Raw genomic sequence first — 26610 nt, 5'->3', positions numbered from 1 at the left:
ATTTTCTGTACATATTTTATGGGTAATTTAAGATCCGCGCTGTCATGTCGTGTCATTACCTAAATTCGTTTCTGTTACCCGAAGAGTAAGAAAAGTCATGGAATTAGAATACGAAAGCAAACGCGCACTCTACATCCCTTATGCTGGTCCTATCCTGTTGGAATTCCCGTTGCTGAACAAAGGCAGCGCCTTCACCAATGAAGAGCGTGCCAACTTCAACCTGCACGGTCTGTTGCCTGAGGCCGTGGAAACCATTGAAGAGCAGGCAGAACGCGCCTGGCGGCAGTATCAGGAATTCAAAAATGATATGGAGAAGCACGTCTATCTGCGTAACATTCAGGATACTAACGAGACCCTGTTTTACCGCCTGCTGGACGCACACCTGACCGAAATGATGCCGATCATCTACACCCCAACGGTCGGTCAGGCGTGCGAACACTTCTCAGATATTTATCGTCGTGCTCGCGGGTTGTTTATCTCCTATCCGAACCGTGAAAACATCGATGACATGTTGCAAAACGCCACCAAGCAGAACGTGAAGGTGATTGTAGTCACCGACGGTGAGCGTATTCTTGGCCTGGGCGATCAGGGCATCGGCGGCATGGGGATCCCTATCGGCAAGCTGGCGCTCTACACCGCCTGTGGCGGCATCAGCCCGGCGTATACCCTGCCGGTGGTGCTGGATGTCGGCACCAACAACCCGCAGCGTCTGAACGATCCGCTCTATATGGGCTGGCGTCACCCGCGTATCACCGGTGAAGAATACGATGCCTTCGTGGAAGAATTCATTCAGGCCGTGAAACGCCGCTGGCCGAACGTGTTGCTGCAATTTGAAGACTTTGCACAAAGCAACGCCACGCCGCTGTTAAACCGCTACCGCGATGAAATCTGCTGCTTTAACGATGACATCCAAGGCACCGCCGCCGTAGCGCTGGGCAGCCTGATTGCCGCCAGCCGTGCTGCTGGCACACAACTGCGCGATCAAACGGTCACCTTCCTCGGTGCCGGTTCCGCCGGTTGCGGTATCGCCGAGCAAATTATCGCGCAGATGAAATCTGAAGGTCTGAGCGAAGAAGAAGCGCGTGCCCGCGTGTTTATGGTGGATCGCTTCGGCCTGCTGACGGACAAACTGCCGAACCTGCTCGATTTCCAGAGCAAGCTGGTGCAGAAGAGTGAGCTGTTGAGCGAGTGGGACGTTGCCAGCGATGCGATCTCACTGCTGGAAGTGGTGCGTAATGCCAAACCGACCATCCTGATTGGCGTCTCCGGCCAGCCGGGTCTGTTCACGGAAGAGATCATTCGTGAAATGCACACCCACTGTGCGCGTCCGATCGTGATGCCGCTATCCAACCCGACCTCCCGCGTGGAAGCGCGTCCGGAAGATATTCTCCGCTGGACCGACGGTGCCGCACTGGTCGCAACGGGAAGCCCGTTTGCACCGGTCAAGCACAAAGACACCCTGTTCCCGATTGCCCAGTGTAACAACTCCTATATCTTCCCGGGCATTGGCTTGGGCGTACTGGCGAGTGGTGCCAAACGCATTACCGATGGCATGCTGATGGCCGCCAGCCGCGCGTTGGCCGACTGTTCACCGCTGGCCAACAATGGTGAAGGTGCCTTGCTGCCTGACCTGGAAGATATCCAGGATGTGTCTCGCCGTATCGCGATGGACGTGGCAAAAGCCGCACAGTTGCAGGGTGTGGCAGAAGTGACCTCCAGCGATACGCTGGCGAAGGCGATTACGCACAACTTCTGGCAACCGCAATACCGCAGCTATAAACGCACCTCGTTCTAAGCGATTTTACTGCCTGAAACATAACGGCCCCTTTATCGGGGCCGTTTTTATTGGTATTGGACTACGGGCGCAATTTGGGATCGAGCGCATCGCGCAAACCATCCCCCAACAGATTAAACGCCAGCACGGTCAGGAAAATCGCCAGGCTGGGAAACAGCGCCACGTGCGGTGCCATCACCATATCGGCCCGCGCCTCATTGAGCATAGCGCCCCACTCCGGCGTCGGCGGCTGCGCCCCCAGGCCAAGAAAAGAGAGGCTGGCCGCGGTAATGATCGACATGCCCACGCGCATTGAAAAATAGACCACGATTGACGAGAAGGTACCGGGAAGAATGTGGCGCAATAAAATAGTGCTGTCGGATGCGCCAAGGCTACGCGCTGATTCCACGTACGTTTGCTGTTTCAACACCAAGGTATTACCGCGCACCAGACGCGCAAAGGCAGGAATGCTGAAAATCGCCACGGCGACAATCACATTAGCCATGCCGCTGCCCATCACCGCGACCACGGCAATCGCCAGCAGAATGCCCGGAAAGGCAAACAGCACGTCGCACAAGCGCATAATCAGCCGATCCCATACCCCTTCATAGTAACCGGCCACCAGCCCCAGTAGCGTGCCTATCACCATGCCCACCACGACGGACAAGATGCCTGCCGCCAGCGAAATACGCGCACCGAGTAGAACACGGCTGAAGATATCGCGGCCCAGCGCGTCGACGCCGAGCCAATGCAACGAAGAGGGCCCCTCGTTCAAACGGTCATAATCGAAATAGTTTTCCGCATCGAACGGCGCCAGATAAGGCGCCAACAGCGCCACAGCGATCAGCAACAGCACAAAGACCCCCGCCATCACGGCGGTACGCTGCAACAAAAAACGTCGCCAGAACTCACCGAGCGGAGTGCGGATGGTGGTTTCCCGCAGCAGCGGCAGCGTTGCCAGCACGGCCTTACGTCGCCAATGTTTCATCGCAGTTCCTTATCGATAGCGAATTGACGGGTTGATTGCCGCATAAAGCACATCCACCAGCAGGTTAATCACAATAAACTCCAGTGAAAACAACAGCACTAACCCTTGGATCACGGGATAATCGCGCATCTCCACCGCGTCCACCAATAAACGCCCCAACCCCGGCCAGTTGAACACTTTTTCCACCACAATCGACCCGCCCAGCAAAAAGCCAAACTGGAGCCCCATCATGGTGACCACCGGGATCAGCGCATTGCGCAAACCATGTTTGGTGATGACCAAAAACTCACGAACACCTTTAGCGCGTGCGGTGCGCATATAGTCTTCTTGCAGCACATCGGCAAAGGAGGCGCGGGTAAAACGCGCCATCACGGCGGCAACGGCAGCGCCCAGGGTGATTGAGGGCAAAATATAGTGACGCCAGCTCTCCGCACCGACGGTGGGTAACCAGCCGAGCTCAACGGAAAACACCTGCATCAGCAGCATCCCCAACGCAAACGATGGAAATGACAGGCCGGATACCGCCAGCGTCATCCCCAGCCTATCGGGCCAGCGGTTGCGCCAGATAGCGGAAATCATACCGATGCTCATGCCGAAAATAACCGCCCACACCATGCTGGTTAAGGTGAGCCACAGCGTCGGCAGAAAGCGGATGGCTATCTCATTAGTGACCGGGCGCTTAGAGGCCATCGAGGTGCCCAGATCCCCTTGCAGCACATGGGTGAAAAAACGCCAGAATTGTTCATAGAGCGGTCTATCCAGGCCTAAATCCTGCCGTACCATAGCAATCACGGCGGCATCAGCCTCGCGCCCCGCCATCAGGCGAGCAGGATCGCCCGGCAGCAGGTGTACAAACATGAACACCACGACCAGCACAATCAGCAAGGTGGGGATCATGCCCAGCAGCCGTTTGAGGAAATAATTCAGCATAACAACATGATTATCCTTCTTGTTTCATTGTCTGGCATGGCGCGCTCTGCATCCTGTTCTACACACGGCGATAACACGAAAACAGCAGGTTCTCAGCCGCGTCGATCACGCGGCTGAGAAAAACCCTGTGCCACTTATTGCGCCAAATCAGCCTCATCAAAACTGAATGCGGTATCAGGCATCACATAGAACCCGCTCAGTTTCTTGCTGTTAGCCGAAACCAGCTGTTCCGTCACCAAAAACGCCCAGGGCGCATCTGCCCAGATTTTGTCCTGCGCATCTTTGTACAGTTTTTCCTTCTGCGCACGATCGGTGGTCTTCAACGCATTCGCCAAGTCTGCATCCACCTGCTCGCTGCTGTAAAACGCCGTATTAAACAGCGCCGGAGGCCAGGACGCCGTGGCAAACAGCGGCGTCAGCGCCCAATCGGCTTCCCCGGTCGAGGCAGACCAGCCGGTATAGAACAGGCGCACACCGGTTTCATTCACGCCCTTGCCTTCCACTTCGGCGGCACGCTGCCCGGCATCCATCGCCGTAACCTGTACTTTAATCCCTACCTGCGCCAGCTGCTGCTGGGTAAATTGCAGCACCTTCTGCGCCGTACTGTGGTTATGCGATGCCCACAGCGTGGTGGTAAATCCGTCCGGATAGCCCGCTTCTTTCAACAGCTCGCGCGCTTTTGCCGGGTCGTAAGGCCATGGCTGATACTGCTGGGCAAAATCGATACTCTTCGGCAGTGGTCCCTGTGACGGCACCGCATAACCGGAGAATGCCACCTTGATCAGCGCCTCTTTGTTGATGGCATAGTTAATCGCCTGCCGCACCTTGATATTGTCGAACGGTTTTTGCGTCACGTTGAAACTCAAATAACGGTGCAAAATGGAAGGGGATGTCACTACCGCCAACTGGTTGTTTTTCTCCAACACCTTGGCTTGCTCAAACGGCACCGGGAAAGCGAACTGCGCTTCGCCGGTCTGGAGCAGCGAGGCGCGGGTGTTGTTATCCACCACCGGACGCCAGGTAATACTGTCGAGCTTAGGCAGCCCCGCACGCCAATAACCGGAGAATTTCTCCACTTTGACATAATCGGTCTGGTTCCAGGTGACAAACTTGTAAGGGCCTGTACCCACCGGGTGGAAACCAATCTCCTTACCATATTGCTGCAACGCGGCGGGCGAAATAATCACCGCAGCAGGGTGGGCCAGGTTGTTGATAAAGGCCGAGAACGGCTGTTTCAGCACGATTTTCACCGTCTGCGGATCCACCACTTCCGTTTTCGCAATCACCTTGAACAGGTTATAGCGTTTCAGGCGATTTTCCGGATTGCTGGCGCGATCGAGATTCACCTTAACCGCTTGCGCATTGAAATCGGTACCGTCATGAAATTTCACACCGCTGTGCAGTTTGATGGTATAGGTCAGGTTATCGTCGCTGACCTGATAGCTCTCGGCCAGCACGTTGACTAATTTCATGTCCTTATCGAAACCAAACAGCCCCTGATAGAACGATTTCGCCACCGTTTGCGACAGGGTGTCGTTAGCATCATAAGGATCGAGCGTGGTGAAATTGGATGCCACGGCAATTACAGCATCTTTCGCCGCCCAGGCGGGTGCAGACGCCATCAAGGCTGCCGCCACCGCCAGCGCCCCCGCACGTTTGGCGGTGAGCAGATTAACGCGAGTCAAAAGTGTCATTGTGATCGTATCTCCCTGTATCCTCTGTCAATAAGCGCCCGCAATCGTGTGGTGGGCCACATAGTGCCGTTCACCCACCTCGACCAGCGGTACAATGGTTGGTTCATCGCCCAGCGCCCGAACAGGACTGGGTATATCATCCGCCAGCAGCGCATGGCGGTGATGGCGGCGTCCCGGATCGGCGATCGGTACTGCTGCCATCAGTTTACGGGTATAAGGATGTTGAGGGTTCTCAAACACCGCCTGACGCGGGCCGATTTCCACAATCTGCCCCAAATACATCACCGCAACGCGGTGGCTGATGCGCTCCACGACCGCCATATCGTGAGAAATAAACAGGAATGCGATACCGTATTCCTGCTGCAATTCCATCATCAGGTTGACGATTTGTGCCCGGATCGAGACATCCAGCGCTGACACCGCCTCATCGGCGATCACCACCTTGGGGTTTAACGCCAGTGCGCGCGCAATGCATATGCGCTGCCGCTGCCCGCCAGAAAACTCATGCGGATAGCGTCCGGCATGTTCCGGCAATAGCCCCACACGCTTGAGCAGTTGCGCCACCCGCGCTTCGGCTGCCGTTTTATCCATCACCTTGTGCACCAACAGCGGTTCCATGATCGAGAACCCCACCGTCAGACGGGGGTCCAGCGATGCATAAGGGTCCTGAAAAATCAGTTGAATATTGCGGCGTATCCGGTGCAGCGCCTCACTGCCCAGACCTTCAATACGTTCACCGGCAAAGGTGATAGTGCCCTGCTGGCTGGGCACCAGTTGTAACAAGGCGCGCGCTGCCGTCGATTTTCCGCAGCCGGACTCCCCGACCAATGACAGCGTTTCGCCGGGGTAAAGATCGAAACTGATGTGCTCCACCGCATGCACCTGATGGGTCACGCGGTTGAGTATTCCCCGGCGCAGCGGAAATCGCGTGACCAAATCGCGCACCTGCAATACGGGCGTCGACGGTTTGGGCAGGCTCGCCGGCGCCGCGCTGGCCGCTGTCTGCCTGGCAATCGTCTGCCCTTGGACGTCGGTGAGATGCAGCGAAAACGGTGCAGGTTCGCTACGCCCGCGCATCTCGCCTAGCGTCGGCACTGCCGCCAACAACGCACGGGTATACACATGCTGTGGTGTGGCAAATATCTCGCTCACGCCCGCGGTTTCAACGCAGTGGCCGCTATTCATCACCAGCACGCGATCGGCCACTTCCGCCACCACGCCCATATCATGGGTGATGAAAATCACAGCCATCGCCATTTCACGCTGCAATAGCTGAATCAGTTGTAAAATTTGTGCCTGAATGGTGACGTCCAACGCGGTGGTCGGTTCATCGGCTATCAGCAATGTCGGCTTGCAGGAGAGCGCCATGGCGATCATGATGCGCTGGCGCATGCCGCCCGAGAGTTGATGCGGATAACGGCCCAGCACGTTTTTCGCTTCCGGAATTCTTACCAGATCGAGCATGCGCAACGCTTCTGCCTTCGCGTCCCGCGCGGACATGCCCTGATGCAGACGAATGGACTCGGCAATCTGTTCACCAACCGGAAACACCGGGTTGAGCGAGGTCATTGGCTCCTGGAATACCATCGCCATGTCCGCACCGCGTAAACGACGCATCTCACGCTGGCTGGCAGTTGTTATATCCAGAATGTGACCGTCACGCCGACGAAACAACATCTCGCCGTGATGAATATCGCCCCCCGCCTGCTCGATCAACCGCATGATCGCCAGCGCCGTGACTGACTTTCCCGAGCCAGACTCACCGACGATCGCCAGCGTTTCACCGCGCGTGACCGTCAACGAGAGATCGTGGATCACCGATACCGGCTCCCGCTGCGCATGAAAACGCACGCCGAGTGACCGCACTGACAGGATCTGCTGTTCCGGCAGAATCAGTGTAGTATCAGTCGCTTCACGCACGGGCGCATGGGATATCATGAACGGTTTCTCTCCTTGTTTAACGTGTAGCAGAATCAGTCCGTATGAAAAACGGTTTTAGTTTTATTTAGCACACTGAGGGAGGTTTAGCATAAAACTGCCGTGCAATTAATAAAATATGTGTCTTATAACATTGCGTTACAGCACATAATCAATCCGTCTATACCTGTTCAGTATTAAAGCGTGTTACTCCCTGATGGTGCGCTTTCCTGCCATAACCTTGACGTTGTCACATTCACCCGCTGGGTGTTCTCTGACATAATAGCGTTCACTTTGCTGGCATAATCCCAGTGCACTGTATCGCGTTTTGCCCGATCTCCCGACGCATAGACGTCGGCGAATGGAGTCATCATGGAAGCATTTACCTCAGGTTTACTCGCGCTTGAGCAAGCGCTGCAACGTATGCTGGCGCTGGTTTCACCGCTGGCACAGACGGAAATCGTCGCTCTTGACCAGGCGGCCGGCCGCATTACCGCCAGCGACATTACCTCCCCTCTCGACGTGCCTTCGTTCGCCAATGCCGCGATGGATGGCTACGCCGTGCGCATGGCCGATCTGGCACAGGGTGATACGCCGCTGCCCGTGGCCGGAAAAGCCTTTGCCGGTAACCCGTTCGTGGGTGATTGGCCCGCGGGAAGCTGTATCCGCATCATGACCGGCGCGCCGGTTCCGCCGGGAACAGAGGCGGTTGTCATGCAGGAATATGCCAAAGCAGAGGCTAACGGCGTGCGTTTCACACAACCGGTGAAGGCGGGGCAAAATATCCGTCTGGCAGGCGAAGATATTCAGCGCGGCGCGCGCGTCTTACCAGCGGGTTGCGCATTGGGGCCAGCTCGCCTGCCACTGCTGGCGTCGCTGGGCGTGGCTGACGTCACCGTGATACGCCGCCTGCGCGTAGCCATATTTTCCACCGGCGATGAGTTGCAGCACATCGGTCAGCCATTGCAGGCAGGGCAAATTTACGACACCAATCGTTTTGCCGTACGTCTGATGCTGGAAAAACTGGGCTGCGATATTCTCGATCTCGGCATCATTCGTGACGATCCGGTCGCCTTGCGCGACGCGTTTCAACGCGCTGACAGCGAGGCCGATCTGGTGATCAGCAGCGGCGGCGTTTCGGTGGGGGAAGCCGACTACACCAAGCAGATTCTGGACGATATTGGTGACATCCATTTCTGGAAGCTGGCAATCAAACCCGGCAAGCCGTTCGCTTTCGGCAAACTGCGTCAGGCCTGGTTCTGCGGCCTGCCCGGTAATCCGGTCTCTGCCGCCGTCACCTTCTATCAATTGGTGCAACCGCTTATTGCGCAGCTTTCCGGCCACAGTCAGTGGCACTTCCCAGCGCGCCAACGGGTGAAAACCGCCTCGGCGTTGAAGAAAACCCCCGGTCGACTCGATTTTCAACGCGGCATAGTCAGCCGGAATGACGACGGTGAGTTGGAAGTCAGAGCCACCGGCCATCAGGGATCGCACATCTTCAGCTCATTTAGCCTCGGCAACTGTTTTATCGTACTCGAAGCCGAACGCGGGCCGGTAGCCGCCGGAGAATGGGTAGAAATTGAACCCTTCAATGCGCTGCTGGGAGAGTGAGGATGTCAACCACCACCCCGAAAGCCCCAGAGAGTGAAGATGTGCTAAGCCACAGCGAAATGCTGCGCTACAACCGTCAGATCATGCTAAAAGGCTTCGATTTTGACGGACAGGAAGCGCTTAAAGCGGCTAGCGTACTGGTGGTGGGTTTGGGCGGTTTGGGTTGTGCCGCAGCGCAATACCTGGCTGCGGCAGGCGTGGGGCATTTGACGCTGCTGGATTTTGACACCGTTGCGCTCTCCAACCTGCAACGTCAGATTTTGCACCGCGATGCGCGTATCAATATGGCGAAGGTGGCCTCTGCCGCTGCGGAACTGGCCGCCATTAATCCCCATATTTCGCTGGAGTGTATTAACGACGATCTGTCGGACGACGCCTTGCAGGCGCTGGTAAGCCGCCATCAGGTGGTGCTGGATTGCACCGACAACGTGGCGATACGCGATCGCCTTAACCGCTTTTGTTTTGACAGCAAAACGCCGCTGGTCTCCGGCGCAGCCATTCGCATGGAAGGCCAGATCAGTGTGTTTACCTACGGCGAACAAGAACCCTGTTACCGCTGCCTGAGCCGCCTGTTTGGTGAAAACGCGCTAACGTGCGCCGAAGCCGGCGTTATGTCCCCCCTGGTCGGTATCATCGGTGCCTTGCAGGCGATGGAGACGATAAAACTGCTGGCGCATTTTGGCGAACCGGCCGTTGGTCGGTTGGTATTGTATGACGCCATGACCACCCAGTTTCGCACGATTACGCTACCCAAAAGCCCACACTGTGAGGTGTGCGGACACTGATCGGGCTACGGTAGCGCGGGTTACCCCCCATAGGTTGAGCACATTTTTGCTTAGCAGCTATTCTTCTATGGTATTGAGTTATCAGACTTGAACCTGTAACCCAAGGGTGCCAGAGTATCATATACCCGTCATACTTCACGTTGCAGATGCGTTGGCTGCGCTCACTTACCCGAATCACTTACCTAAGTAAGCTCATCGGGATTCATTCACTTGCCGCCTTCCTGCAACGCGAATTATTTAGGGTATAGGTATTTTGCGCCAAGGTTGTGTAATAACATCCTGATAAAGAATGATTAGAGGGGAATAAAGCATGAGCAACGCATTTTTGCAGGCTATCAAGGTTCGCCGTTCCATCTACGCCATCGGTTCACATCTGCCGATTTCTGAAGAGAAAATCACCGAGATCGTCACTACCGCAGTCAAGCAGAGCCCGTCATCGTTCAACTCGCAAAGTTCTCGCGTCGTGATCCTGTTCGGCGCAGAGCATAAGAAGCTGTGGGATATCGTTAAACACCAGCTCAAAAAAATCGTGCCGGCGGACGCTTTTGAACCCACAGAAAAAAAACTGGCCTCGTTTGCTGCGGGCGCAGGGACCGTGCTGTTCTTTGAAGATACCGACGTCATCGAGACCTTACAAAAGCAGTTTGCGCTTTATGCTGACAACTTTCCCATCTGGTCTGAACACGGCACCGGTATCGCCCAGTTCGCCGTCTGGACCGCCTTAGCGCAAGAAAGCGTCGGCGCATCGCTACAGCACTACAACCCGCTGATTGATGATGATGTGAAGCAAGCGTGGGATTTGCCCGCACAGTGGAAGCTGCGGGCGCAGTTACCGTTCGGTTCCATTGAGCAACCGGCCGGTGAAAAAACCTATATTGATGACGAAACCCGCTTTCGTGTATTCAAATAAGGGATAAACCGCACTGACGTTCAGGGGCGTAATTACGCCTCTGAATCAGCGCGGGGCAAACACCTCAATCGCTTTTTGTTTGATGGTAAAATGCGCCGGTGTACGGCCAATCAACTCTCCGTCCGCGTTGATATCGTGCGGTCGCCGGGTGTTAAGAATCAGCTCCGTCGTGGAGAACGCCCGCACCTGACGCCAACGCCCCTGAGTGCCTCGACGCAAAAACGGGATCAGCGCAATCATCTGCCACCAGTGAGTCACTTCAAGGCTGTAGACATCAAGCAGCCCGTCATCCGGCGCGGCGCGCTGTTCTACCGTCATCCCACCGCCATAAAAACGCCCGTTACCCACCGAAATTTGTACCGTTCTGACACGTTCGACCGCGCCTTCATGAACAATTTCCGCACGAAATGGTCGACTTTGGCGCAGCAGCTTACAGGCAGCCAGCGCATAGCCGAGCGTTCCCCAGCGTTTTTTAGATTCAGCCGTCAGTTCACGCGCCAAAACCGCGGAGAAACCGATACTGGACACGTTAAAGAAAAGGTGACCGTTCACCTTTCCTAAATCCACAGCCCGACGGTGGCCTGCAACGATAACCGAAATGGCGCTTTTCAGATCGAAAGGGATATCCAGCGTGCGAGCAAAATCGTTGGCGGTGCCCAACGGCAGCACCCCCAGCGGCAACCCTGTCGCCACCAGGCCCGGCGCGGCGGCGTTCAGGCTGCCGTCACCGCCACCGACGATAACCATATCGACGCGATCGGCATAGTGCTCGATCAATTCGCTGTAGGTCATCGACAATTCTGCGCTGGGAACCAACACGCGCAGCCCCTGCGCCATTAACTGAGCCAGTACCTCTTCGCGTGCGCAGTCACCTTTCCTCGCTTTTTCATTGATCAATAGCAAGGCGGTGACGGGTTCCTGTTGGCTTGTCATCATCGGCGGCATGATCGTCTTTCCCGTATGGTGTACCCAAACAACCCTTGATTTAACCACAGGATAAATCGTTCACTCAACGCCCCTTGCCGAAGGCGACAATAGTCTACAAAACATGACATTGAATGGCTTTCGACTTTCGCTTGAGCAACATCAGGAGAGCGCGCAACAGAAATGGCGCTCCTGTTTGCCGTTTTGTCAGGTGACTGCTTAACTTCAGTTAGCTGCATGTATCATCTTGATGCATAATCATCGGCGTCCTTCACTCCAGCACAGAACACTACGAGGATACAGCTTTGCGTGTAGATCTAATGACAAGCGCTGTATGGTTAAACAAAACACGAGCAGCCGTGTTGTTCACTGTCATGCTTCTGACCGCATTTCTGATCATCAGTTGGACCAGTTTTAAAGTGGCTCAACAATCGCTGGAGGCGGAGATTAAAGAAAATACCCTGCCGCTCACCAGTGACAATGTCTATTCAGAAATTCAGCAGGATCTGCTGCGCCCTATTTTTATTTCCTCGCTGATGGCACACGATACTTTCGTGCGAGACTGGGTGTTGGACAATGAATCCGATCCGCAAGCCATGATTCGCTATCTGCGTGAAATCGATAATCGCTTTGATACCATTTTTTCCTTCTTTATTTCTGACAAAACCAAACGTTATTACGATCCGCAGCGGGTTTTAAAAACCATGTCAGAGAACGTTCAAGAAGATCAGTGGTATTTTCAGGCGCGCGAACTGTCGGATGAACATCCTTATCTGATTGAAGTGGGACACGACCCGGAAAAACGCGACCGCCTCGATATCTTTATCAACCACAAGGTCAAAGACTATAGCGGCAATTTTATCGGCATTGCTGGCGTCGGGATTTCGGTTGAAAAGGTCAAACATCTGATAGAGAAATATCAGGAGCGTTACCGTCGTACCATCTACTTTACGGACAAGAGCGGCCAGGTGGTGTTGCACGGTGATGATTTTCGTAATGCGCTGAATATCCACCAGCAGCCGGAGTTATCCGCCCTCGCGACCGCCATTTTGACCAATCCGGGCGGCAGCTATCAATACGACGACGAGGGGCCGGTATTTCTCAATACGCGCCTGATTCCCGAATTTGACTGGTATTTGATGATCGAGCAGCGCAGCCATCCCAGTGAACATCGGCTGTGGATTACCTTAATGAAAAATCTCGGCGTCAGCCTGACCGCCAGCCTGTTGTTTCTGTTTTTGCTGTGGTTAACCATTGGCGGTTACCAGCGTCGCCTCGAACGCATGGCTACCACGGATAAGCTGACCGGCGTGATGAATCGTCAGGCGTTTGATTACTTTTTCAAACGCCTGCGTGCCATGCGTTTTACTCACCGCAAACCCATGTCGATCCTGATTCTGGATATCGACCATTTTAAACGGGTCAATGACGCCTACGGCCACGGTGTGGGCGACTTGGTGCTGCAAAATATCGCACAGCTTCTGCTTCAGGCGATCCGCAGCTCCGATCAGGCGTGCCGCTGGGGGGGCGAGGAGTTTGTCGTGCTACTTGATGACTGCACGCTGGAGAATGCGCTGCAACGGGCGGATATTCTGCGCCGCGCCGTGGAAATCGCCGAAGTGTCCTACCAGAAAGAAAAAATCCATATCACCATCAGCGTGGGCGTCACCCAGTACCGTGAAAACGAGAATCTGGATACCTTTATCAATCGCGCCGATATTGCGCTCTATCGCGCCAAACAACTCGGCCGCAACCGGGTGGAAAGTGCGGACAATAACGCAGAGCGCCATCGCCGCAACCCATCACTTTAAAGCTGCATACTGGTCAGCAGTACGGTCATGATAACAATGCTTATCATGATCGATGCCGAGTTGGCAAAGCTGGCAACCACGGATAAATTGCCGCTAAAGCGCGACGTAAATATCGGTGATAACGAAGAGAGCGGCGCAAACACCACCACCGCTAACACCTGGCGGATTTCTAACGGCAGGGGCGTGAAGAAATAGAACAAGCAGGCAAATGCCGCCGCCGAACCGTAACGCAGCAGCAGGATGGTCAGCACGTGTTTTAACTGCGAGCGTTCGATATTGATCTCCAGCAGCATGCCGATAATCAACATCGCCACAAACGGGTTGGCATTGCCCAGCGTGGAGACCACCAGGATTACCTGCGGCGGTAAATGCCATCCCATCAACGCGGCAATCATCAGGAACACATAGACATCAAACGGCACGGAGGAAAACAAGCGTTTGATAATGTTCAGCCAACCGGAGCTTCTGCCGGTTGCTGCGGACGCCGCCGCAAAGCTTCCCCCGGTGCAGATGACCGAGTTACCGGCATCGAACAGGCACGTCGCCACAATGCCAACCGGCCCAAGAAAACTCTGCACATAGGGCAGCGTAAAACAGCCAATGTTATAGCCGGGTGAGTTGATCATGTAATACGCTTTCAGCCCTTCCGGGCGACGACGGCCAATCATATAGCCAATGCCGAGCAACAGCAGATTACAGCCAAGCCCAAACGCCACCAAAATCAACAGCGAGTGATCGACCTGAAAGCTGGCAAAACCCGTAATAACGGCGGCTGGCAACGTGAAATTCATCATCAACTTGGACAACGCCGTTCCGCTTTCCGGCTGTAACACCCCACGCCGTTTTAATTGATAGCCAATTATAATAACCAGAATAAATGAAAACGCTTTTATCAGAACATCAACCATCTCTTATCCCCGAAAACAGACCGCACCGCATCAGCCTTGAGCAGGGTTAAATGCAGCAGCAGTGAAGGTGTAACAATACCATTCTCCGTTACGCCAGTAATGAGGGATATCATGACAATCGCCTTTGATGAGCACAAAAAGGCCAGAGACGTCAACGATCGACATCACAACGATGCTAAAAGCAGCAAATGCTCTTTAAATGAAACACCACGGCGTGCCGTGGTGTTGGTGAACAACAGCGCGGCAAGCGCTCAGTGTGTTTCAGGCCGAGTCTGCACCCAGAAGGCGTGAATCAAGCCCGGAATATAACCCAGCAATGTCAGTATGATATTAAGCAAAAACGCCAGCCCTACCCCTTTCCCTAATAACACACCCAACGGCGGAAGAAGAATGGTTAACACAATACGCCAGAATCCCATGGTCACCTCCAGTCACCGTTACAAACCACGGGTTACCATTAACCCGTCACTATTCAACCTAGTACAAAAGCGCTCTGATGGCGAAAAAACAAATGAATTCAGCGCGATTCGCTAATAAAAAAACAGCGCCATCCATGACAGCGCCGTTTTTCAAGTTCAGCAGGAGTACATCACCTCAAAAGGTGATACCTCATTTCCCTTTTTTTGCATCATCATGATGATGCTCGTGCTGATGATGATGTCCGTCGTCGTGCACCTTGCCGGAACCGCCTACAGCCACAATATTGAAGGGCTGCCCATCAACCGGGATTTCTCCGCTTTCGGTGAATGCCACGGCATCCAGAACATGTATTTTACTTTTCAGAGGATCGGTAACAAAAATTTTGTCGTCAGCCACCGCAATACGTGGCCGCGGATCGTTCCAATGCCCATCCATAGAATAGGGTTCGGTGACACGGACCGATTGGGTAATTTGCCCCTTTATCACATCAACCTGATGCAGCTTGCCATCTTCGGTAAACACATAGGCATATTTAGCGCGCACCGGATCGACGGCAAAATGCACGCGACGGGTTGGCAATTGAATTAACCGGAAGCTGTCAGACTGGGTAGGATCAATCAACACAATGCGGTCAGGGCCATAATTACCGATAAAATATTGCATCCCTTTTCCGCCAATCAGCGTGGATACGCTGCCTTGCGGGAGCGAAGGCGAATAAGGCAGATGTTTGATTTCCGGTGCCGCAGTGTTTTGCGTAATCAGCAATAATCCGGTGCTGCATGCCAGCGCATAACGATTTCCCGAACCGGCTGAACCATGCAATCCTGGGCATAAGGCGTCTTCACCCACTTTTTTCCCATCCAGTCCCACTACGCGCGCCCCGACAGGCCGTTTGGAAGCATCCTCCGGGTTAGGAATTGAGACGACAGCATAGTGGTCGTAGGGCACAGCGACCCCGTGATGCGCCGCCACAACGTTCACGCTGGTTGCCGCATTTTTGCCTTGCAGAACGGCTTGTTCATTAAACAGCAGTGCATGCTTTTCGCCATCAAACCACTGCGCCACATTGCCTTGCCGCTCCACAAAGTGGCCGGGTTTGGCACCGGTAAATTCGACATTGAGCAACGCAGGGTCATCAACGTCAATATCCGCGTGATCGCCGTGATCGTGGAAAGAAATTCCCGATGAAAGGGCCGTTACGGTATTGGCACTGCCCTGCACCGCAAAAACCACCGCACCACTCTCGCTGCGGTATAACGTGGCCGGTCCTGTGACGCTAAAGGTATTCAGTTTGTCACCGTCAAGCGCATCAATCACAGTGATCACCGGTTTATCATGATCGGCGACGAATAAACGCCAGGCATTGACATCTTCAGCCAAAGACGGTGTAGCAGCAAACCCGATAAATATTGTGGCAATGGTTAATGACAATAAGTGTCTTTTCATGGTTATCTCCATATTCATTATTTTCAGCAATGATAAATCTCACCTGTCACGGTGATAATTATTGGGTCTTTTGGTTTTTACTCAGCGCAGCAATCAACGTATTGGCGTTGTGCTGCATCATCTCGATATAGGTTGGTGCAGGCCCTGCTGCGCCAGATAGTGCGTCTGAATAGAGCACACCGGCGAGATTGAGCCCGGCTTCAGCAGCGATTTGCTCAACCAGACGCGAGTTTGCGATATTCTCGGAAAATACCGCTGCCGCGTTATTCTTCTTTATTTCTCTTAATATTCCAGCTACATCGGCCGCAGATGCTTCAGATGCGGTCGACACCCCTTGCGGTGATAAAAAATGAATGCCATAGTCACGTTCGAAATAACGAAATGCATTATGCCCTACTACCACCGTGCGTCTGTTTTCTGGAATCGTTTTAATGCTGAGTTGAATATATTCATGCAATTGGGTCAGTCTGGCATCATATATTTTGGCGTTGGCCCGATAGCTATCACACCCTGGTTTATCCGCAACGCAGAAGGCATCAGCAATGTTTTTCACATAAACACGCACGTTGGCAATAGATTGCCAGGCATGGGGATCGAAAGGTGCGGCATGAAATACCGCTTTGCCATTATAAAAATGGTAATGCCCACCAGCGGGATCCTGAATAATATTCGCGCCCTTGGTGACCTCAATTATCTGTGCCGACGTTTCACTCGCGGCAACCAGACGCGTGATAAAACCTTCGAGCTGCAAGCCATTAGTGAGGATGACATCTGCTTTGGACAGCGCAATAGCATCTGCCGGAGAAGGCTCATACACGTGAGCATCACTGTCTGGCCCAACAACCGTGCGCAGTTCAATGCGTTCTTTACCAATATTGCTGGCGATATCGCCAATAATCGAGAAGCTGGCAATAACCTGTATTTTTGCATTAGCCGGTAAAGGACTCCACGCAGCGATAAAGAGCAATATCGCCACATTACCGCGTAAAAAATCAGTGAAACGCATAACCATTAACTCCTTTCAGGATTGCCCGTTATTCACTCGACGAAAAGTGATTCGGGTGATGACATGACTATTTTTCAGCACAACGATGGCGGCGGATAACAGGTATAAAAACCCGCAGGCAAGAATGATGGTGGGGCCGGAAGGCAACGAGAAATGGAAAGAGAACAGCAGACCGCTGACGCAGGCGACGATCCCCAGCAGTACGGCAAGCGCGCACATGGTTTGTACCCTTTGGGCCCAGAAGCGCGCCGTTACCGCGGGTAAAATCATGACACCTACGGATAACAGCGTGCCTAACGCCTGATAGCCAGCAACCAGATTGAGCACGACAAGCATCAGAAAAAGAAAATGAACCGGCGAGCCCAAGCGCGAAACCGATCGTAAGAATAGCGGATCCAGACATTCGGCAATCAGCGCGCGCCAGAAAACCAACAGTGTTAACAGGCTGAGCAGCGTTACCGACCAAATCAGCAACAGCGCGTCGTTCCCCAAGGCCAGAACCGTACCGAACAGCACGTGCATCAAGTCGACGCTGGAACCACGCAGTGACACGATGAGTACACCGAACGCCAAAGAAATCAGGTAGAACGCCGCCATGGCTGCATCTTCTTTTTGAACCGTCAAGCGCGACACCACGCCTGCGCTCAGGGCCACAATCACCCCTGCGGCAGCGCCCCCCAACGTCATCGGAACGATATCCAGCCCAAACAACAAAAACCCGACAGCAGCCCCAGGCAAGATGGCATGTGACATCGCATCCCCCATCAGGCTCATGCGACGCAACGTTAAAAATACCCCCACCGGGCAGGCGCTAAAACAAAGGAAAAGTGCACCAAGCAGGGCACGCCGCATAAAACCAAATTCAATAAAGGGCGCGAATAAAGAGGTATAAAGCCAGTCCATCATTCCACAACCCCATTCGCTACGGCGTACGATGTGTCCGCTGACAGTGATGACGCAAGCGAATCGAGCACCGCATGAGTCTTTCCCCAGGCCAGCAACTCGCCATTAACGGCTAGGGTTTCAGGAAAGTGGTCTCTAACCAGATTGAGATCGTGAATAACCACCAGCACCGTTCGGCCCTGTTGATGCCAGTGATTAATGAGCGACAACATCACCCGAGTGGTTTCTGCATCGATGGCATTAAACGGTTCATCAAGCAGGATGATGTGAGCATTTTGCACAATAACCCGCGCAAACAGCGCTCGTTGAAATTGCCCCCCTGACAATGCGGCAAGCGGTGTGTTTTCAAAACCCGCCAGACCGACCGCAGTCAATGCATCGACCACCCTTTGGCGCTCCTGTGCGCGATGTCGCCGGAGCAATCCCCTTTCAGGCCATAGCCCAAGCGCAACCACATCACGCACACAAGCAGGAAAACTGCGATCCAGTTCAGTCGTTTGTGGCAGATAGGCAATGCGCGCGCCCAGAGCCTTGGTATAACGCCCCGCCATCGGGCGCAAAATGCCGGCAATACCTTTGAGTAACGTCGATTTCCCCGATCCATTAGCCCCTACCAACGCCGTTAATGTGCCCGCGGCAATAGTGCCCGTGATACTTTTTATCGCGGGATGACGGCCATACCCGAATGCCAATCCATTGAGGTGCACCGAGGCATCAATCATATTTGCCACTTCCCATACAACAGGTTACGAATTGATACGTTATAACATAACAATTAAGAATTGGTAAATGACAATAAATCCATTTCTGTAGAGGGGGAGTGTCGGGCCGAGTGAAAATCAGCTCAGAGGGTGCCGTGTCCCTTTAAATGAACAACCGTGCTGGGCCAGGGATCGGCAAATATCCCTCCTGTTTTCCACCAGATAATCTCGTCTTCAGTAAGAAAGCATTGGCGCAGCACGGTAGCAAACGCCTCTATTTCCGCTTTCTCGCCGATTACGGTCAGATGACAATGTCGATCGCCAAATCGACCTGATGATGTGGCTAACTGCTGTTGAAGTGCCTGTCGCTCTTCTGCGGTCAAATGATTGTCCGTATGTTCAAGCACACCCGACTTCCAATAGCTAATGAACGCCAGACTGATGCTGCCAGCAGCCTGATTCCACAACAATGCAAGATCGTCCCTTCCCGGCAACCAGAAAAACCCTTTACTGCGATACACCCCGGTACCCATATGGTGGTGGTAGATATCCCACAACCGCTGAGGATGGAAAGGACGTTCATCCTGAATGACGCATGAAGAGAGAACAGAGTGCGATGGTGCTGTTGATTCCGGCGCACAACGGGTGTCAATGTCATCGGCCAATTCGTCGATCAACAGCGCGACACGGTGAAAGTCGTAAGGAGGTAACGCCAGCACCGCCTCCAGATCAAGGTTTCCCCACGGTACAGCAATAATGCCAACCTGTGGGTTTAATGGATGAATAGCCGCGCCAATGTCAGCGAGCGTCTCGCGCGGTAATCTGTCATATTTGGTCAAAATTATCTGGTTACAGAACATAAGTTGCTCTGCCAACAGGTTGACCACACCTCTTTTTCCCTGATCCAGATGTTGCTGCAAGGCAGTGATAAGGCTATGCCCATCGTCATAATCCTCATGGAGCATCACCGCATCTACCAGCGACAGGAAAGCATGCAGACAAACTTGCGGGTGATCGCGAAAATAGCGTACCAGCGGAAGAGGATGACTACTGCCAGAGGTCTCAAGCAAGATGAAATCAGGCGTCTTATCACTTCCCGTTTGTCTACTTAACAAGCGCGTGATGGCGTTGTCGAGTTTCACAATCCCCGTATCACTACTGATATTATCGGCGGCGATGCTGACCATATTTTGGCGGTGAGACGAAACAATTTCCGTATTTGAAATCAGCACGCCGTCGACATCCAACTCGCTCATATCATTGACAATCACCGCAACGGCATAGTCGCGTTTATGGGCTTGAACCAGTAAGCTTTTTAGTAATGTGGTTTTCCCCGCACCGAGAAACCCATTGAGAATAATCAGCGGTATTCGTTTACCCCACCTCATCGTTGATACTGTATCCGACATATCCCTCCCCTATTTTCACCCTGTCATTTCCCGGCATAGACCCACACCCAGTCCACAACCGTCATGACCGTCAAATTTTCATTATGTTATAACATAACAATTAAAGTTTTGAGATAAGTAACAACGCACCCGCATGACGCTGGAATAATGAAAACAAGCGAAAGGGCAGAAAGCTCAGGGATTACCCTTCGTTTCAGGGGTTATTTTTGTCTCAATAGGAAAGAGTGAAATGGGTACCGACGAGCGCAGCGCGCAAGCTGGATTTTCTCTCAGATCATCTCAGCGGGATTTTAATCACAGAAGGGAATGGCTATAACTGCTTGAATATGTGGCGGAGAGGGAGGGATTTGAACCCTCGGTAGAGTTGCCCCTACTCCGGTTTTCGAGACCGGTCCATTCAGCCGCTCTGGCACCTCTCCGTTTAAGTGGTTGCTATCATGCCCTGTTTTACGGCATTTTAACAGCAGATATCCTTGCCTTTGTATTCAAGTGACGACTTAGCGAGCAACACGACGATGAAATGGCCATGGAAAACGCAGCACGCACCGGAAAACACCCCTATTCAGTGGCAAGATGCCCTTGCTATTCCGCTGTTGGCGCCGTTGAGCGATAGCGAACAACAACGACTTATCGTGCTTGCCAGTGAATTTTTACATCAAAAACGCATCATTCCTTTACAGGGACTGACGCTGACTTCCGTTATGGAGCAGCGGATCTCACTGCTGTTTTGCCTGCCCGTTCTGCGGCTCGGCATCGAGTGGCTAAACGGCTTTCATGAGGTGTTAATCTATCCGGGCCCTTTTATTGTTAATGATGAATGGCAGGATGATATCGGTCTGGTGCACGCCGGGCCAGTAGTGCAATCCGGCCAAAGCTGGGATCAGGGCCCCATCATCTTGAACTGGCAAGAAGTGCAGGACAGCTTTGATTTATCGGGGTTCAATTTGGTTATCCACGAGGTCACACACAAGCTGGATATCCGTAACGGCGGGGAAGCCACCGGTATTCCACCGATTCCCTTACGCGATGTGGTGGAGTGGGAAACGCAGTTACATGCAGCAATGGAAGCACTACAAGATGAAATCGATCAAGTAGGAGAGGATGCCGCCAGCATGGATCCTTACGCAGCACAGGATCCGACGGAATGCTTCGCGGTGCTATCTGAATACTTCTTTAGTGCACCAGAACTTCTGTTCGAACGTTTTCCGACACTTTATGGCTGTTTTAGTCGCTTCTACCAGCAAGACCCACTGGCGCGATTACAATCCTGGCAGCAGGCCAACCAGCGGGCCCCCGTACTCTATTGATGAAGAATTAGCCTTAACTGTACACAGCCTAAGCAATCAGACAATACGGGCGAATTTACCGTTGACAGCCTGCCAGCCGACCGATAATATTCGCCCCGCTTACGCAATTCCTCTGTAGTTCAGTCGGTAGAACGGCGGACTGTTAATCCGTATGTCACTGGTTCGAGTCCAGTCAGAGGAGCCAAATTCTTGTTCTTATGCATCCTTGCGAATCCCTATGTGTTTTAGGTTCAACAGGTTAGCGTAAAAACCTTTCCCGATGCGTTCTTACTTTTCCCTCTGCATCGGGCGAATTTGGTGGTCAGATTTGGGGTCAGATTGGTTCGATAATGGAGTGACCCCCAAATGGCTCTTAACGATCTAAAAATCCGCAACTTAAAACCTTCCGCTAAACCTTTCAAAGCCTCCGATTCTCACGGTCTGTATTTACTCGTCAATCCCAACGGTTCACGCAATTGGTATCTCAAATATCGCATCAAGGGTAAAGAATCCCGTCTCAGCTTGGGTGCCTATCCGCTGATCACTCTTGCCAACGCACGGCAGCAGAGTGAAAGCATTCGCAAGCAGCTGGCGCACAACATCAACCCAATGCAGCAACGTGTCGCTGAAAAGACTGCCGGTTCCCCTGAAAAATGCTTTAAGGCCGTCGCACTGAACTGGCATCGCAGCAACAAGGCCTGGTCAGAAAACCATGCCGCCCGGCTGCTTGCCAGCATGAACAACCATCTCTTTCCGGCGATTGGCAACATGCTCGTGACGGAGTTAAAAACGCAGCATTTCACTGCACTGCTTAAAGGCATCGAAGCAAAAGGATTGCTGGAAGTCGCGTCCCGCTCCCGGCAGTATCTGTGCAACATCATGCGTTACGCCGTGCAGCAGGGGCTGGTAGAAAACAACACGGCGCTGAACCTTGAAGGGGTAACCGCACCGCCGGTTAAACGTCATTACCCTGCCCTTACGCTGGAGCGCCTGCCGGAGCTGCTGGCGCGCGTTGGCGATTATACGGCCGGAAGACATTTGACCCGATTAGCGGTGATGCTCACCCTGCATCTGTTTATCCGCTCCAGTGAGTTGCGCTTTGCCCGTTGGGGTGAGTTTGATTTCAAGAACAAGATATGGACCATTCCCGCCACCCGGGAGGCCATTACCAACGTGCGCTACTCGGGGCGCGGAGCGAAAATGTGCACCCCGCACCTCGTCCCCCTTTCCCAACAAGCGATAGTTATTCTGAAACTGATACAAGACATCTCCGGCCATCAGACATTGGTGTTCCCCGGCGATCATAACCCGTCTAAACCGATGAGTGAAAACACCGTTAACAGGGCACTGCGGTTAATGGGATATGACACCAAAAATGATGTCTGTGGTCATGGATTCCGCGCGATGGCATGCAGTGCCCTGATGGAATCAGAATTGTGGTCACGGGACGCGGTCGAGCGCCAAATGAGCCATCAGGAGCGCAACAGCGTGCGGGCAGCCTATGTCCATAAAGCGGAGCACCTTCATGCCCGAATTGCGATGATGCAGTGGTGGTCGGATTATCTGGATGCGAATCGGGAGGGATACGTTGCACCGTATATTTATGCGAGGAGCTGTCGGGAAAATGAAATGAGCCAGGTCAGTGGATAAAGCAGTGAGTTAGCCGTTTCGGTCTTTCTCTTGGCGAAAAGGTTAGCCTGGGGCCATGTAATACAGTTGGCCCCAACCAGACTCACTTAACCTTTTGGTTCAATACCGCGTGTCTGGAGTTCCTTGCGCAAAACGCGCTTTATCCACGTAGCCAATGTCTTATCACCATCCTTATGGGCTTGTTCTTCCAGTTGTGCTCGAAACTCGTGAGAAAGCCGGATTTGGTACTGGTCTGTTTTTGATTTTTCACTTGACATTGTAATTACAAATTCCCTAGCATGGTATCGTTGTAATTACACCGCAATTACACGGTGCTTTGCAACTGCAAGAGCGAAGCCCGGCAGTGCTAGGAACACTAACCGGACTTCTGACCACAACATTAAGGAGATTAATGCTATGGCTGATATCGATTGTAACACGAGCACGCCTTATCAATCACTGGCGGAGTGCGATAGCCTCTATTCTGCCATGAGCGCCGCACTGGCTCATCTGGACTTCGCAAGCATGGACAAGGATGAGTTGTCGCTGACTGCCTATTACTGTGCCGAAGCGCGTGCCGGGCTTTGTCATTGCCTCAATTTTATCGGTGATGCTCTGATCACCTTTGCCGAGAATGAGGTCTACGAATCCACGCCTGAGAGCCTGTGCCAATTAGGTCATGGGCTGACGGCTATCTGCCTGCTTATACCTGCCCTCACCGATATGCAAGAGCGCGCGCAAGCGCTGACCACCAAGACCACTCTCTGAATGTAGCACTGCCCATTAAAGCTCTGCCGTGATCGTTAACGGTCAGGGCTTTTTGTTGGTCTAGCGGTATAACGACCATTTTTCGTATCGCATACCCCGTGGTTATCGCATGCCTTTGTCATGTTCCCGGTGCTTACACAAATAGCCTCCTACGCCAGCTAACATATATCGCACGAAGACACTTGCTATAGATTGAATAACGACAAAGTCACAACGTGGTGATGATCAATGGTATGAAGAGTTTGAACGCGATAAGTCTGATGTACTGAAGGAATAAAGAACTGCGCGGCATAACATGCAGAGAGCGGTGGCTCCCCGGTTCTTGGTTCGCATTGTTACTTGATAAGCAATTACTGATGCAGTTGCGCCAATTCCTCTGCTGTCAGCCCTGTCATTTTCATCACGGCGGCATCATCCATGCCATTCTGCCGCATGGTGCTAACGATTTTCAGTATAGCCAGGCGTTCACTACGCTTTCCTAATTCCATGCCTTTCTCAATACCCTTCTGCTCGAGTCGCTGTGCTATGGTCATCAGTTCTTCCTCATGCTGTGGCACACGGTATGCCAGTTCACGGACAAAGGCCTCAACGTCTAACGCATCTCCTGCCTCTACCATGTAGTTTACCAGTGATATCGTCTGTTGTCTGGTCATGTACCCCGCCAGCAACAGCGTCACCAACCTGTCCATCAACTCCGCTAGATCGCGCTGACGAATGTGCTTTTGCAGCAGAGTCAGCGCCGCCATGCTGCGATGCTCCATGATCTCATCATCCGGGATCACTGTCACATCCACCAGAGGGAAAGGGTTACCGTAAAGCCGTTCAGCCACGTCCGGACGATCGAATCCGTCTAACCAGTTGGTGGAATAGGGATAGGGGCTGGGACTGCCTGCATAAAACAGTATCGGGATCACCAGCGGTAATGTCTTGTGTTTCGCGTCGAGATGCTTCTGCATGGCCGCGATGGCGTATCTCATCAGGCGAAATGCCATGTGCTTGTCCGCTGAGCTCTGGTGCTCAATCAGCACATGAATATACCCTTCCCCTACCCGCGTTTTTACGCTGTAGAGCACATCGCTGAAGTAGGCGCGCAGGTCATCTTCAATAAAAGAGCCTGACTCGAGTTTCAGAGTGGTAAGGTCACACAACTCCCGTAATTCGCCAGGCAAATGCAGTTGCATAAAATCTCTGGCGGTATCTGAGTTTGCCAGAAACTGCTTGAAAGTTGCATCATGAGGCGTCGGCGTGCTGCTGCTCTTTTTCATTGTGTCAGGCTCGAAAGTCGTCTGACACGATATTAACCACCCTGACCTCTCCGCTTCGTCAAAGAGAACGTGATTCTTAGGCAATATAGGTCATGGACTGACGGCTATCTGCCTGCTTATACCAGCCCTCACCGATATGCAAGAGCGCGCGCAAGCGCTAACCAGCAAGCTAACTGTCTGACTGTGATAAGACCCCAACCGTCAGTGAGGATGGTTGGGGTATATTTACGAGGCGTCTTGCATTAACAGAATATTCTTCATATTATTTCTTTTTTCCCACTCGCATTTATTTATTAAAATCATCTTTGCAAATAAAGATTTCATTTCTTTTTTCCCGCTACTGAACATTCCCAAACCCAACCTGCTAAAAGTCACAAGCATTATTCTGAAAACACCTAACGCAGGCTTAATCATTCGACTTTTTATTTTTTACAATTGGGAGGTGTTGAATTATCGACACACACTGTTTAAATTTGACATAATAATTAATGACAGCACCGTAAAGTCAGCATTAACCACAAGGAGGCGTGTTATGCAACGACGTGATCCATATGCAAAAGCTGGCAGCAAGATGTCCGATTGGGTGACAGTTAATGAAGCTGTTCACATTATGAAAAAACAAGCCAGTCTGGATTTATCAGACAGTTACATATACAGATATGCTCTGTGCAACAAACTACATTTATCTATTTACTTTCAATCACCGATTAAACTCAGAAGAGTCAGTCTATCGAAAGGTAAAATACATCTGATTAAAGTTGATGATTCATTGGTTAACCGTTTATGTTTTCTTGATACTCACAACTTCATTAACGGAAACGATTTAATACCCAGTACAACAGGTGAGTATATATCTCCTAATTCTCCAATCATTGACACGGCGTTAATTGGTCATGAGTTTTTTGAAATACAACGATTATTGGCAGCTACGCTTCATCTACGTCGTCCCTTGTCGCAAAATTGTGGTGCAAATTATGGTATCTCAGTCATACATGACGGAGAATTATTTCAAGTATTTGAAATAAATTCATTATCCGATAGGATAAAGCAGCAAATAACGAGGTTGCCCAGGGCATTAGCGAAAGAGATTAATCAGCATATTCCTTCATGCTATCTAACTGATCATTGTAAAACGGGTTATTTTCCTATCCATCATATCCCTCAGGATGCTTTTTTCGTACTCCGTCAGGCCGAACTCGATAAACTTCGTGGAATATTATCAAAAAAAGAATCAACAGCGCCATCATCCACGCGTATGTCATTTCCTCAATCACGTTTTTTTTGGCTTGCCTGTAAGCATAATGAAATCATCAGCCCATTAATTAATCAGCCGTATAAACTGGTGTCTATCTTTGAGCAGTGGGCTCTGGCTGACGGGCTCAGCGATCGACTCAGTGGCGATACATTGAAAGCAGCGCTTGAACGCGGCAAGCCTCATATATTGAAAGGATAAAACTCACTATGAAGACAGACTCAGGCATACTCATCGCCCATGCTCACAACGCGCGTTGTTGCTTGATAAGCG

General features: G+C 52.4%; 23 protein-coding genes and 2 tRNA genes. 10 read left to right on the top strand and 15 right to left on the bottom strand.

Features of this window, described 5'->3' with window-relative positions; all coding sequences use genetic code 11:
* Positions 1 to 97: 97 nt before the first annotated feature.
* Positions 98 to 1795, top strand: coding sequence for an NAD-dependent malic enzyme (locus tag J5069_RS01020; protein WP_264642110.1), 1698 nt, complete (start codon positions 98 to 100; stop codon positions 1793 to 1795).
* Positions 1796 to 1856: 61 nt separating this feature from the next.
* Here the strand turns inward: J5069_RS01020 and gsiD are convergent, their stop codons facing one another.
* The 4 genes from gsiD to J5069_RS01000 all read right to left on the bottom strand — a co-directional run bounded on the left by gsiD (position 1857) and on the right by J5069_RS01000 (position 7324).
* Positions 1857 to 2762, bottom strand: coding sequence for a glutathione ABC transporter permease GsiD (gene gsiD, locus J5069_RS01015; RefSeq protein WP_264642109.1), 906 nt, complete (start codon positions 2760 to 2762; stop codon positions 1857 to 1859).
* A gap of 9 nt (positions 2763 to 2771) precedes the next feature.
* Positions 2772 to 3692, bottom strand: a complete 921-nt coding sequence (gene gsiC / locus J5069_RS01010; protein WP_264642108.1) for a glutathione ABC transporter permease GsiC — start codon at positions 3690 to 3692, stop codon at positions 2772 to 2774.
* A gap of 134 nt (positions 3693 to 3826) precedes the next feature.
* Positions 3827 to 5386 (bottom strand): glutathione ABC transporter substrate-binding protein GsiB, encoded by a 1560-nt coding sequence (gene gsiB / locus J5069_RS01005; RefSeq protein ID WP_264642107.1) that lies wholly within the window; start codon positions 5384 to 5386, stop codon positions 3827 to 3829.
* A gap of 27 nt (positions 5387 to 5413) precedes the next feature.
* On the bottom strand, positions 5414 to 7324 hold the full coding sequence (locus tag J5069_RS01000) for a dipeptide ABC transporter ATP-binding protein (protein ID WP_264642106.1): 1911 nt from the start codon (positions 7322 to 7324) through the stop codon (positions 5414 to 5416).
* Positions 7325 to 7675: 351 nt separating this feature from the next.
* On the opposite strand from J5069_RS01000, the gene moeA reads away from it, so the two are divergent.
* The 3 genes from moeA to J5069_RS00985 all read left to right on the top strand — a co-directional run bounded on the left by moeA (position 7676) and on the right by J5069_RS00985 (position 10609).
* A complete protein-coding gene (gene moeA / locus J5069_RS00995) occupies positions 7676 to 8914 on the top strand; it encodes a molybdopterin molybdotransferase MoeA (RefSeq protein WP_264642105.1) in 1239 nt (412 codons plus the stop codon).
* 2 nt (positions 8915 to 8916) lie between these two features.
* Positions 8917 to 9699 carry a molybdopterin-synthase adenylyltransferase MoeB gene (gene moeB, locus J5069_RS00990; protein ID WP_264642104.1) on the top strand — a complete coding sequence of 261 codons (783 nt, stop codon included), beginning with the start codon at positions 8917 to 8919 and terminating at the stop codon, positions 9697 to 9699.
* A 310-nt stretch (positions 9700 to 10009) separates the two neighbouring features.
* Entirely contained in the window at positions 10010 to 10609 is a 600-nt protein-coding gene (locus tag J5069_RS00985; protein WP_264642103.1) for a nitroreductase family protein, read from the top strand.
* A 45-nt stretch (positions 10610 to 10654) separates the two neighbouring features.
* Here J5069_RS00985 and J5069_RS00980 read toward each other — a convergent pair whose 3' ends face one another.
* A complete protein-coding gene (locus J5069_RS00980; RefSeq protein ID WP_413542191.1) occupies positions 10655 to 11545 on the bottom strand; it encodes a lipid kinase in 891 nt (296 codons plus the stop codon).
* A gap of 293 nt (positions 11546 to 11838) precedes the next feature.
* Here J5069_RS00980 and J5069_RS00975 point away from each other — a divergent pair, with 293 nt between their 5' ends.
* The gene (locus J5069_RS00975) at positions 11839 to 13344 is read left to right on the top strand and encodes a sensor domain-containing diguanylate cyclase (RefSeq protein WP_264642102.1); all 1506 of its coding nucleotides are present in this window, start codon (positions 11839 to 11841) and stop codon (positions 13342 to 13344) included.
* Here J5069_RS00975 and J5069_RS00970 read toward each other — a convergent pair.
* From J5069_RS00970 to J5069_RS00935, 8 genes are all read right to left on the bottom strand, one after another.
* A complete protein-coding gene (locus tag J5069_RS00970) occupies positions 13341 to 14252 on the bottom strand; it encodes an AEC family transporter (protein WP_264642101.1) in 912 nt (303 codons plus the stop codon). The genes J5069_RS00975 and J5069_RS00970 overlap by 4 nt on opposite strands.
* Before the next feature lie 251 nt (positions 14253 to 14503).
* Positions 14504 to 14671, bottom strand: coding sequence for a YqaE/Pmp3 family membrane protein (locus J5069_RS00965; RefSeq protein ID WP_264642100.1), 168 nt, complete (start codon positions 14669 to 14671; stop codon positions 14504 to 14506).
* Between the two features lie 190 nt (positions 14672 to 14861).
* On the bottom strand, positions 14862 to 16118 hold the full coding sequence (gene aztD, locus J5069_RS00960) for a zinc metallochaperone AztD (protein WP_264642099.1): 1257 nt from the start codon (positions 16116 to 16118) through the stop codon (positions 14862 to 14864).
* Between the two features lie 58 nt (positions 16119 to 16176).
* Positions 16177 to 17124 (bottom strand): zinc ABC transporter substrate-binding protein AztC, encoded by a 948-nt coding sequence (aztC, locus tag J5069_RS00955; protein ID WP_264642097.1) that lies wholly within the window; start codon positions 17122 to 17124, stop codon positions 16177 to 16179.
* 15 nt (positions 17125 to 17139) lie between these two features.
* Complete coding sequence (gene aztB, locus J5069_RS00950; protein ID WP_264643681.1) at positions 17140 to 18027, bottom strand: zinc ABC transporter permease AztB; 888 nt, start codon at positions 18025 to 18027, stop codon at positions 17140 to 17142.
* The gene (aztA, locus tag J5069_RS00945) at positions 18027 to 18749 is read right to left on the bottom strand and encodes a zinc ABC transporter ATP-binding protein AztA (RefSeq protein WP_264643680.1); all 723 of its coding nucleotides are present in this window, start codon (positions 18747 to 18749) and stop codon (positions 18027 to 18029) included. The genes aztB and aztA overlap by 1 nt, the downstream gene beginning before the upstream one ends.
* A gap of 122 nt (positions 18750 to 18871) precedes the next feature.
* On the bottom strand, positions 18872 to 20137 hold the full coding sequence (locus tag J5069_RS00940; RefSeq protein ID WP_264642095.1) for a CobW family GTP-binding protein: 1266 nt from the start codon (positions 20135 to 20137) through the stop codon (positions 18872 to 18874).
* Between the two features lie 329 nt (positions 20138 to 20466).
* Positions 20467 to 20556 (bottom strand) — tRNA-Ser (locus J5069_RS00935).
* 96 nt (positions 20557 to 20652) lie between these two features.
* Between J5069_RS00935 and mtfA the strand changes: the two genes are divergently transcribed.
* The 3 genes from mtfA (at position 20653) to J5069_RS00920 (ending at position 23073) form a co-directional block, all read left to right on the top strand.
* Positions 20653 to 21444 (top strand): DgsA anti-repressor MtfA, encoded by a 792-nt coding sequence (mtfA, locus tag J5069_RS00930; RefSeq protein WP_264642094.1) that lies wholly within the window; start codon positions 20653 to 20655, stop codon positions 21442 to 21444.
* Between the two features lie 108 nt (positions 21445 to 21552).
* Positions 21553 to 21628 (top strand) — tRNA-Asn (locus J5069_RS00925).
* Positions 21629 to 21789: 161 nt separating this feature from the next.
* Positions 21790 to 23073 (top strand): tyrosine-type recombinase/integrase, encoded by a 1284-nt coding sequence (locus tag J5069_RS00920; RefSeq protein WP_264642093.1) that lies wholly within the window; start codon positions 21790 to 21792, stop codon positions 23071 to 23073.
* An 86-nt stretch (positions 23074 to 23159) separates the two neighbouring features.
* On the opposite strand, the gene J5069_RS00915 is transcribed toward J5069_RS00920, so the two are convergent.
* Positions 23160 to 23330 (bottom strand): hypothetical protein, encoded by a 171-nt coding sequence (locus J5069_RS00915; protein WP_164669135.1) that lies wholly within the window; start codon positions 23328 to 23330, stop codon positions 23160 to 23162.
* A gap of 139 nt (positions 23331 to 23469) precedes the next feature.
* Here J5069_RS00915 and J5069_RS00910 point away from each other — a divergent pair, with 139 nt between their 5' ends.
* Entirely contained in the window at positions 23470 to 23820 is a 351-nt protein-coding gene (locus J5069_RS00910) for a hypothetical protein (protein WP_264642092.1), read from the top strand.
* A 350-nt stretch (positions 23821 to 24170) separates the two neighbouring features.
* Here the strand turns inward: J5069_RS00910 and J5069_RS00905 are convergent, their stop codons facing one another.
* Positions 24171 to 25085: an Rpn family recombination-promoting nuclease/putative transposase gene (locus J5069_RS00905; protein ID WP_264642091.1), complete on the bottom strand. Its 915-nt coding sequence runs from the start codon at positions 25083 to 25085 to the stop codon at positions 24171 to 24173.
* A 532-nt stretch (positions 25086 to 25617) separates the two neighbouring features.
* Here J5069_RS00905 and J5069_RS00900 point away from each other — a divergent pair.
* Positions 25618 to 26538, top strand: a complete 921-nt coding sequence (locus J5069_RS00900; protein ID WP_264642090.1) for a hypothetical protein — start codon at positions 25618 to 25620, stop codon at positions 26536 to 26538.
* Positions 26539 to 26610 lie beyond the last annotated feature (72 nt).

This window comes from Candidatus Symbiopectobacterium sp. NZEC127 (assembly GCF_025962675.1).
Classification (GTDB): domain Bacteria; phylum Pseudomonadota; class Gammaproteobacteria; order Enterobacterales; family Enterobacteriaceae; genus Symbiopectobacterium.
Note: the sequence above shows the minus strand (reverse complement) of the source record. Positions and strands in the feature narration are given on the sequence as shown.

What these genes read in the sequence shown, in the direction of transcription:
- J5069_RS00985 (WP_264642103.1), top strand. Translation starts at nt 10,010, where the DNA reads ATGAGCAACGCATTTTTGCAGGCTATCAAGGTTCGCCGTTCCATCTAC.
- aztD (WP_264642099.1), bottom strand. Translation starts at nt 16,118, where the DNA reads ATGAAAAGACACTTATTGTCATTAACCATTGCCACAATATTTATCGGG.
- J5069_RS01020 (WP_264642110.1), top strand. Translation starts at nt 98, where the DNA reads ATGGAATTAGAATACGAAAGCAAACGCGCACTCTACATCCCTTATGCT.
- J5069_RS00915 (WP_164669135.1), bottom strand. Translation starts at nt 23,330, where the DNA reads ATGTCAAGTGAAAAATCAAAAACAGACCAGTACCAAATCCGGCTTTCT.
- J5069_RS00900 (WP_264642090.1), top strand. Translation starts at nt 25,618, where the DNA reads ATGCAACGACGTGATCCATATGCAAAAGCTGGCAGCAAGATGTCCGAT.
- aztA (WP_264643680.1), bottom strand. Translation starts at nt 18,749, where the DNA reads ATGATTGATGCCTCGGTGCACCTCAATGGATTGGCATTCGGGTATGGC.
- gsiD (WP_264642109.1), bottom strand. Translation starts at nt 2,762, where the DNA reads ATGAAACATTGGCGACGTAAGGCCGTGCTGGCAACGCTGCCGCTGCTG.
- moeA (WP_264642105.1), top strand. Translation starts at nt 7,676, where the DNA reads ATGGAAGCATTTACCTCAGGTTTACTCGCGCTTGAGCAAGCGCTGCAA.
- J5069_RS00980 (WP_413542191.1), bottom strand. Translation starts at nt 11,545, where the DNA reads ATGATGACAAGCCAACAGGAACCCGTCACCGCCTTGCTATTGATCAAT.
- moeB (WP_264642104.1), top strand. Translation starts at nt 8,917, where the DNA reads ATGTCAACCACCACCCCGAAAGCCCCAGAGAGTGAAGATGTGCTAAGC.
- mtfA (WP_264642094.1), top strand. Translation starts at nt 20,653, where the DNA reads ATGAAATGGCCATGGAAAACGCAGCACGCACCGGAAAACACCCCTATT.
- J5069_RS00940 (WP_264642095.1), bottom strand. Translation starts at nt 20,137, where the DNA reads ATGTCGGATACAGTATCAACGATGAGGTGGGGTAAACGAATACCGCTG.
- J5069_RS00910 (WP_264642092.1), top strand. Translation starts at nt 23,470, where the DNA reads ATGGCTGATATCGATTGTAACACGAGCACGCCTTATCAATCACTGGCG.
- J5069_RS00970 (WP_264642101.1), bottom strand. Translation starts at nt 14,252, where the DNA reads ATGGTTGATGTTCTGATAAAAGCGTTTTCATTTATTCTGGTTATTATA.
- J5069_RS01000 (WP_264642106.1), bottom strand. Translation starts at nt 7,324, where the DNA reads ATGATATCCCATGCGCCCGTGCGTGAAGCGACTGATACTACACTGATT.
- J5069_RS00920 (WP_264642093.1), top strand. Translation starts at nt 21,790, where the DNA reads ATGGCTCTTAACGATCTAAAAATCCGCAACTTAAAACCTTCCGCTAAA.
- gsiC (WP_264642108.1), bottom strand. Translation starts at nt 3,692, where the DNA reads ATGCTGAATTATTTCCTCAAACGGCTGCTGGGCATGATCCCCACCTTG.
- J5069_RS00965 (WP_264642100.1), bottom strand. Translation starts at nt 14,671, where the DNA reads ATGGGATTCTGGCGTATTGTGTTAACCATTCTTCTTCCGCCGTTGGGT.
- aztC (WP_264642097.1), bottom strand. Translation starts at nt 17,124, where the DNA reads ATGCGTTTCACTGATTTTTTACGCGGTAATGTGGCGATATTGCTCTTT.
- aztB (WP_264643681.1), bottom strand. Translation starts at nt 18,027, where the DNA reads ATGGACTGGCTTTATACCTCTTTATTCGCGCCCTTTATTGAATTTGGT.
- J5069_RS00905 (WP_264642091.1), bottom strand. Translation starts at nt 25,085, where the DNA reads ATGAAAAAGAGCAGCAGCACGCCGACGCCTCATGATGCAACTTTCAAG.
- gsiB (WP_264642107.1), bottom strand. Translation starts at nt 5,386, where the DNA reads ATGACACTTTTGACTCGCGTTAATCTGCTCACCGCCAAACGTGCGGGG.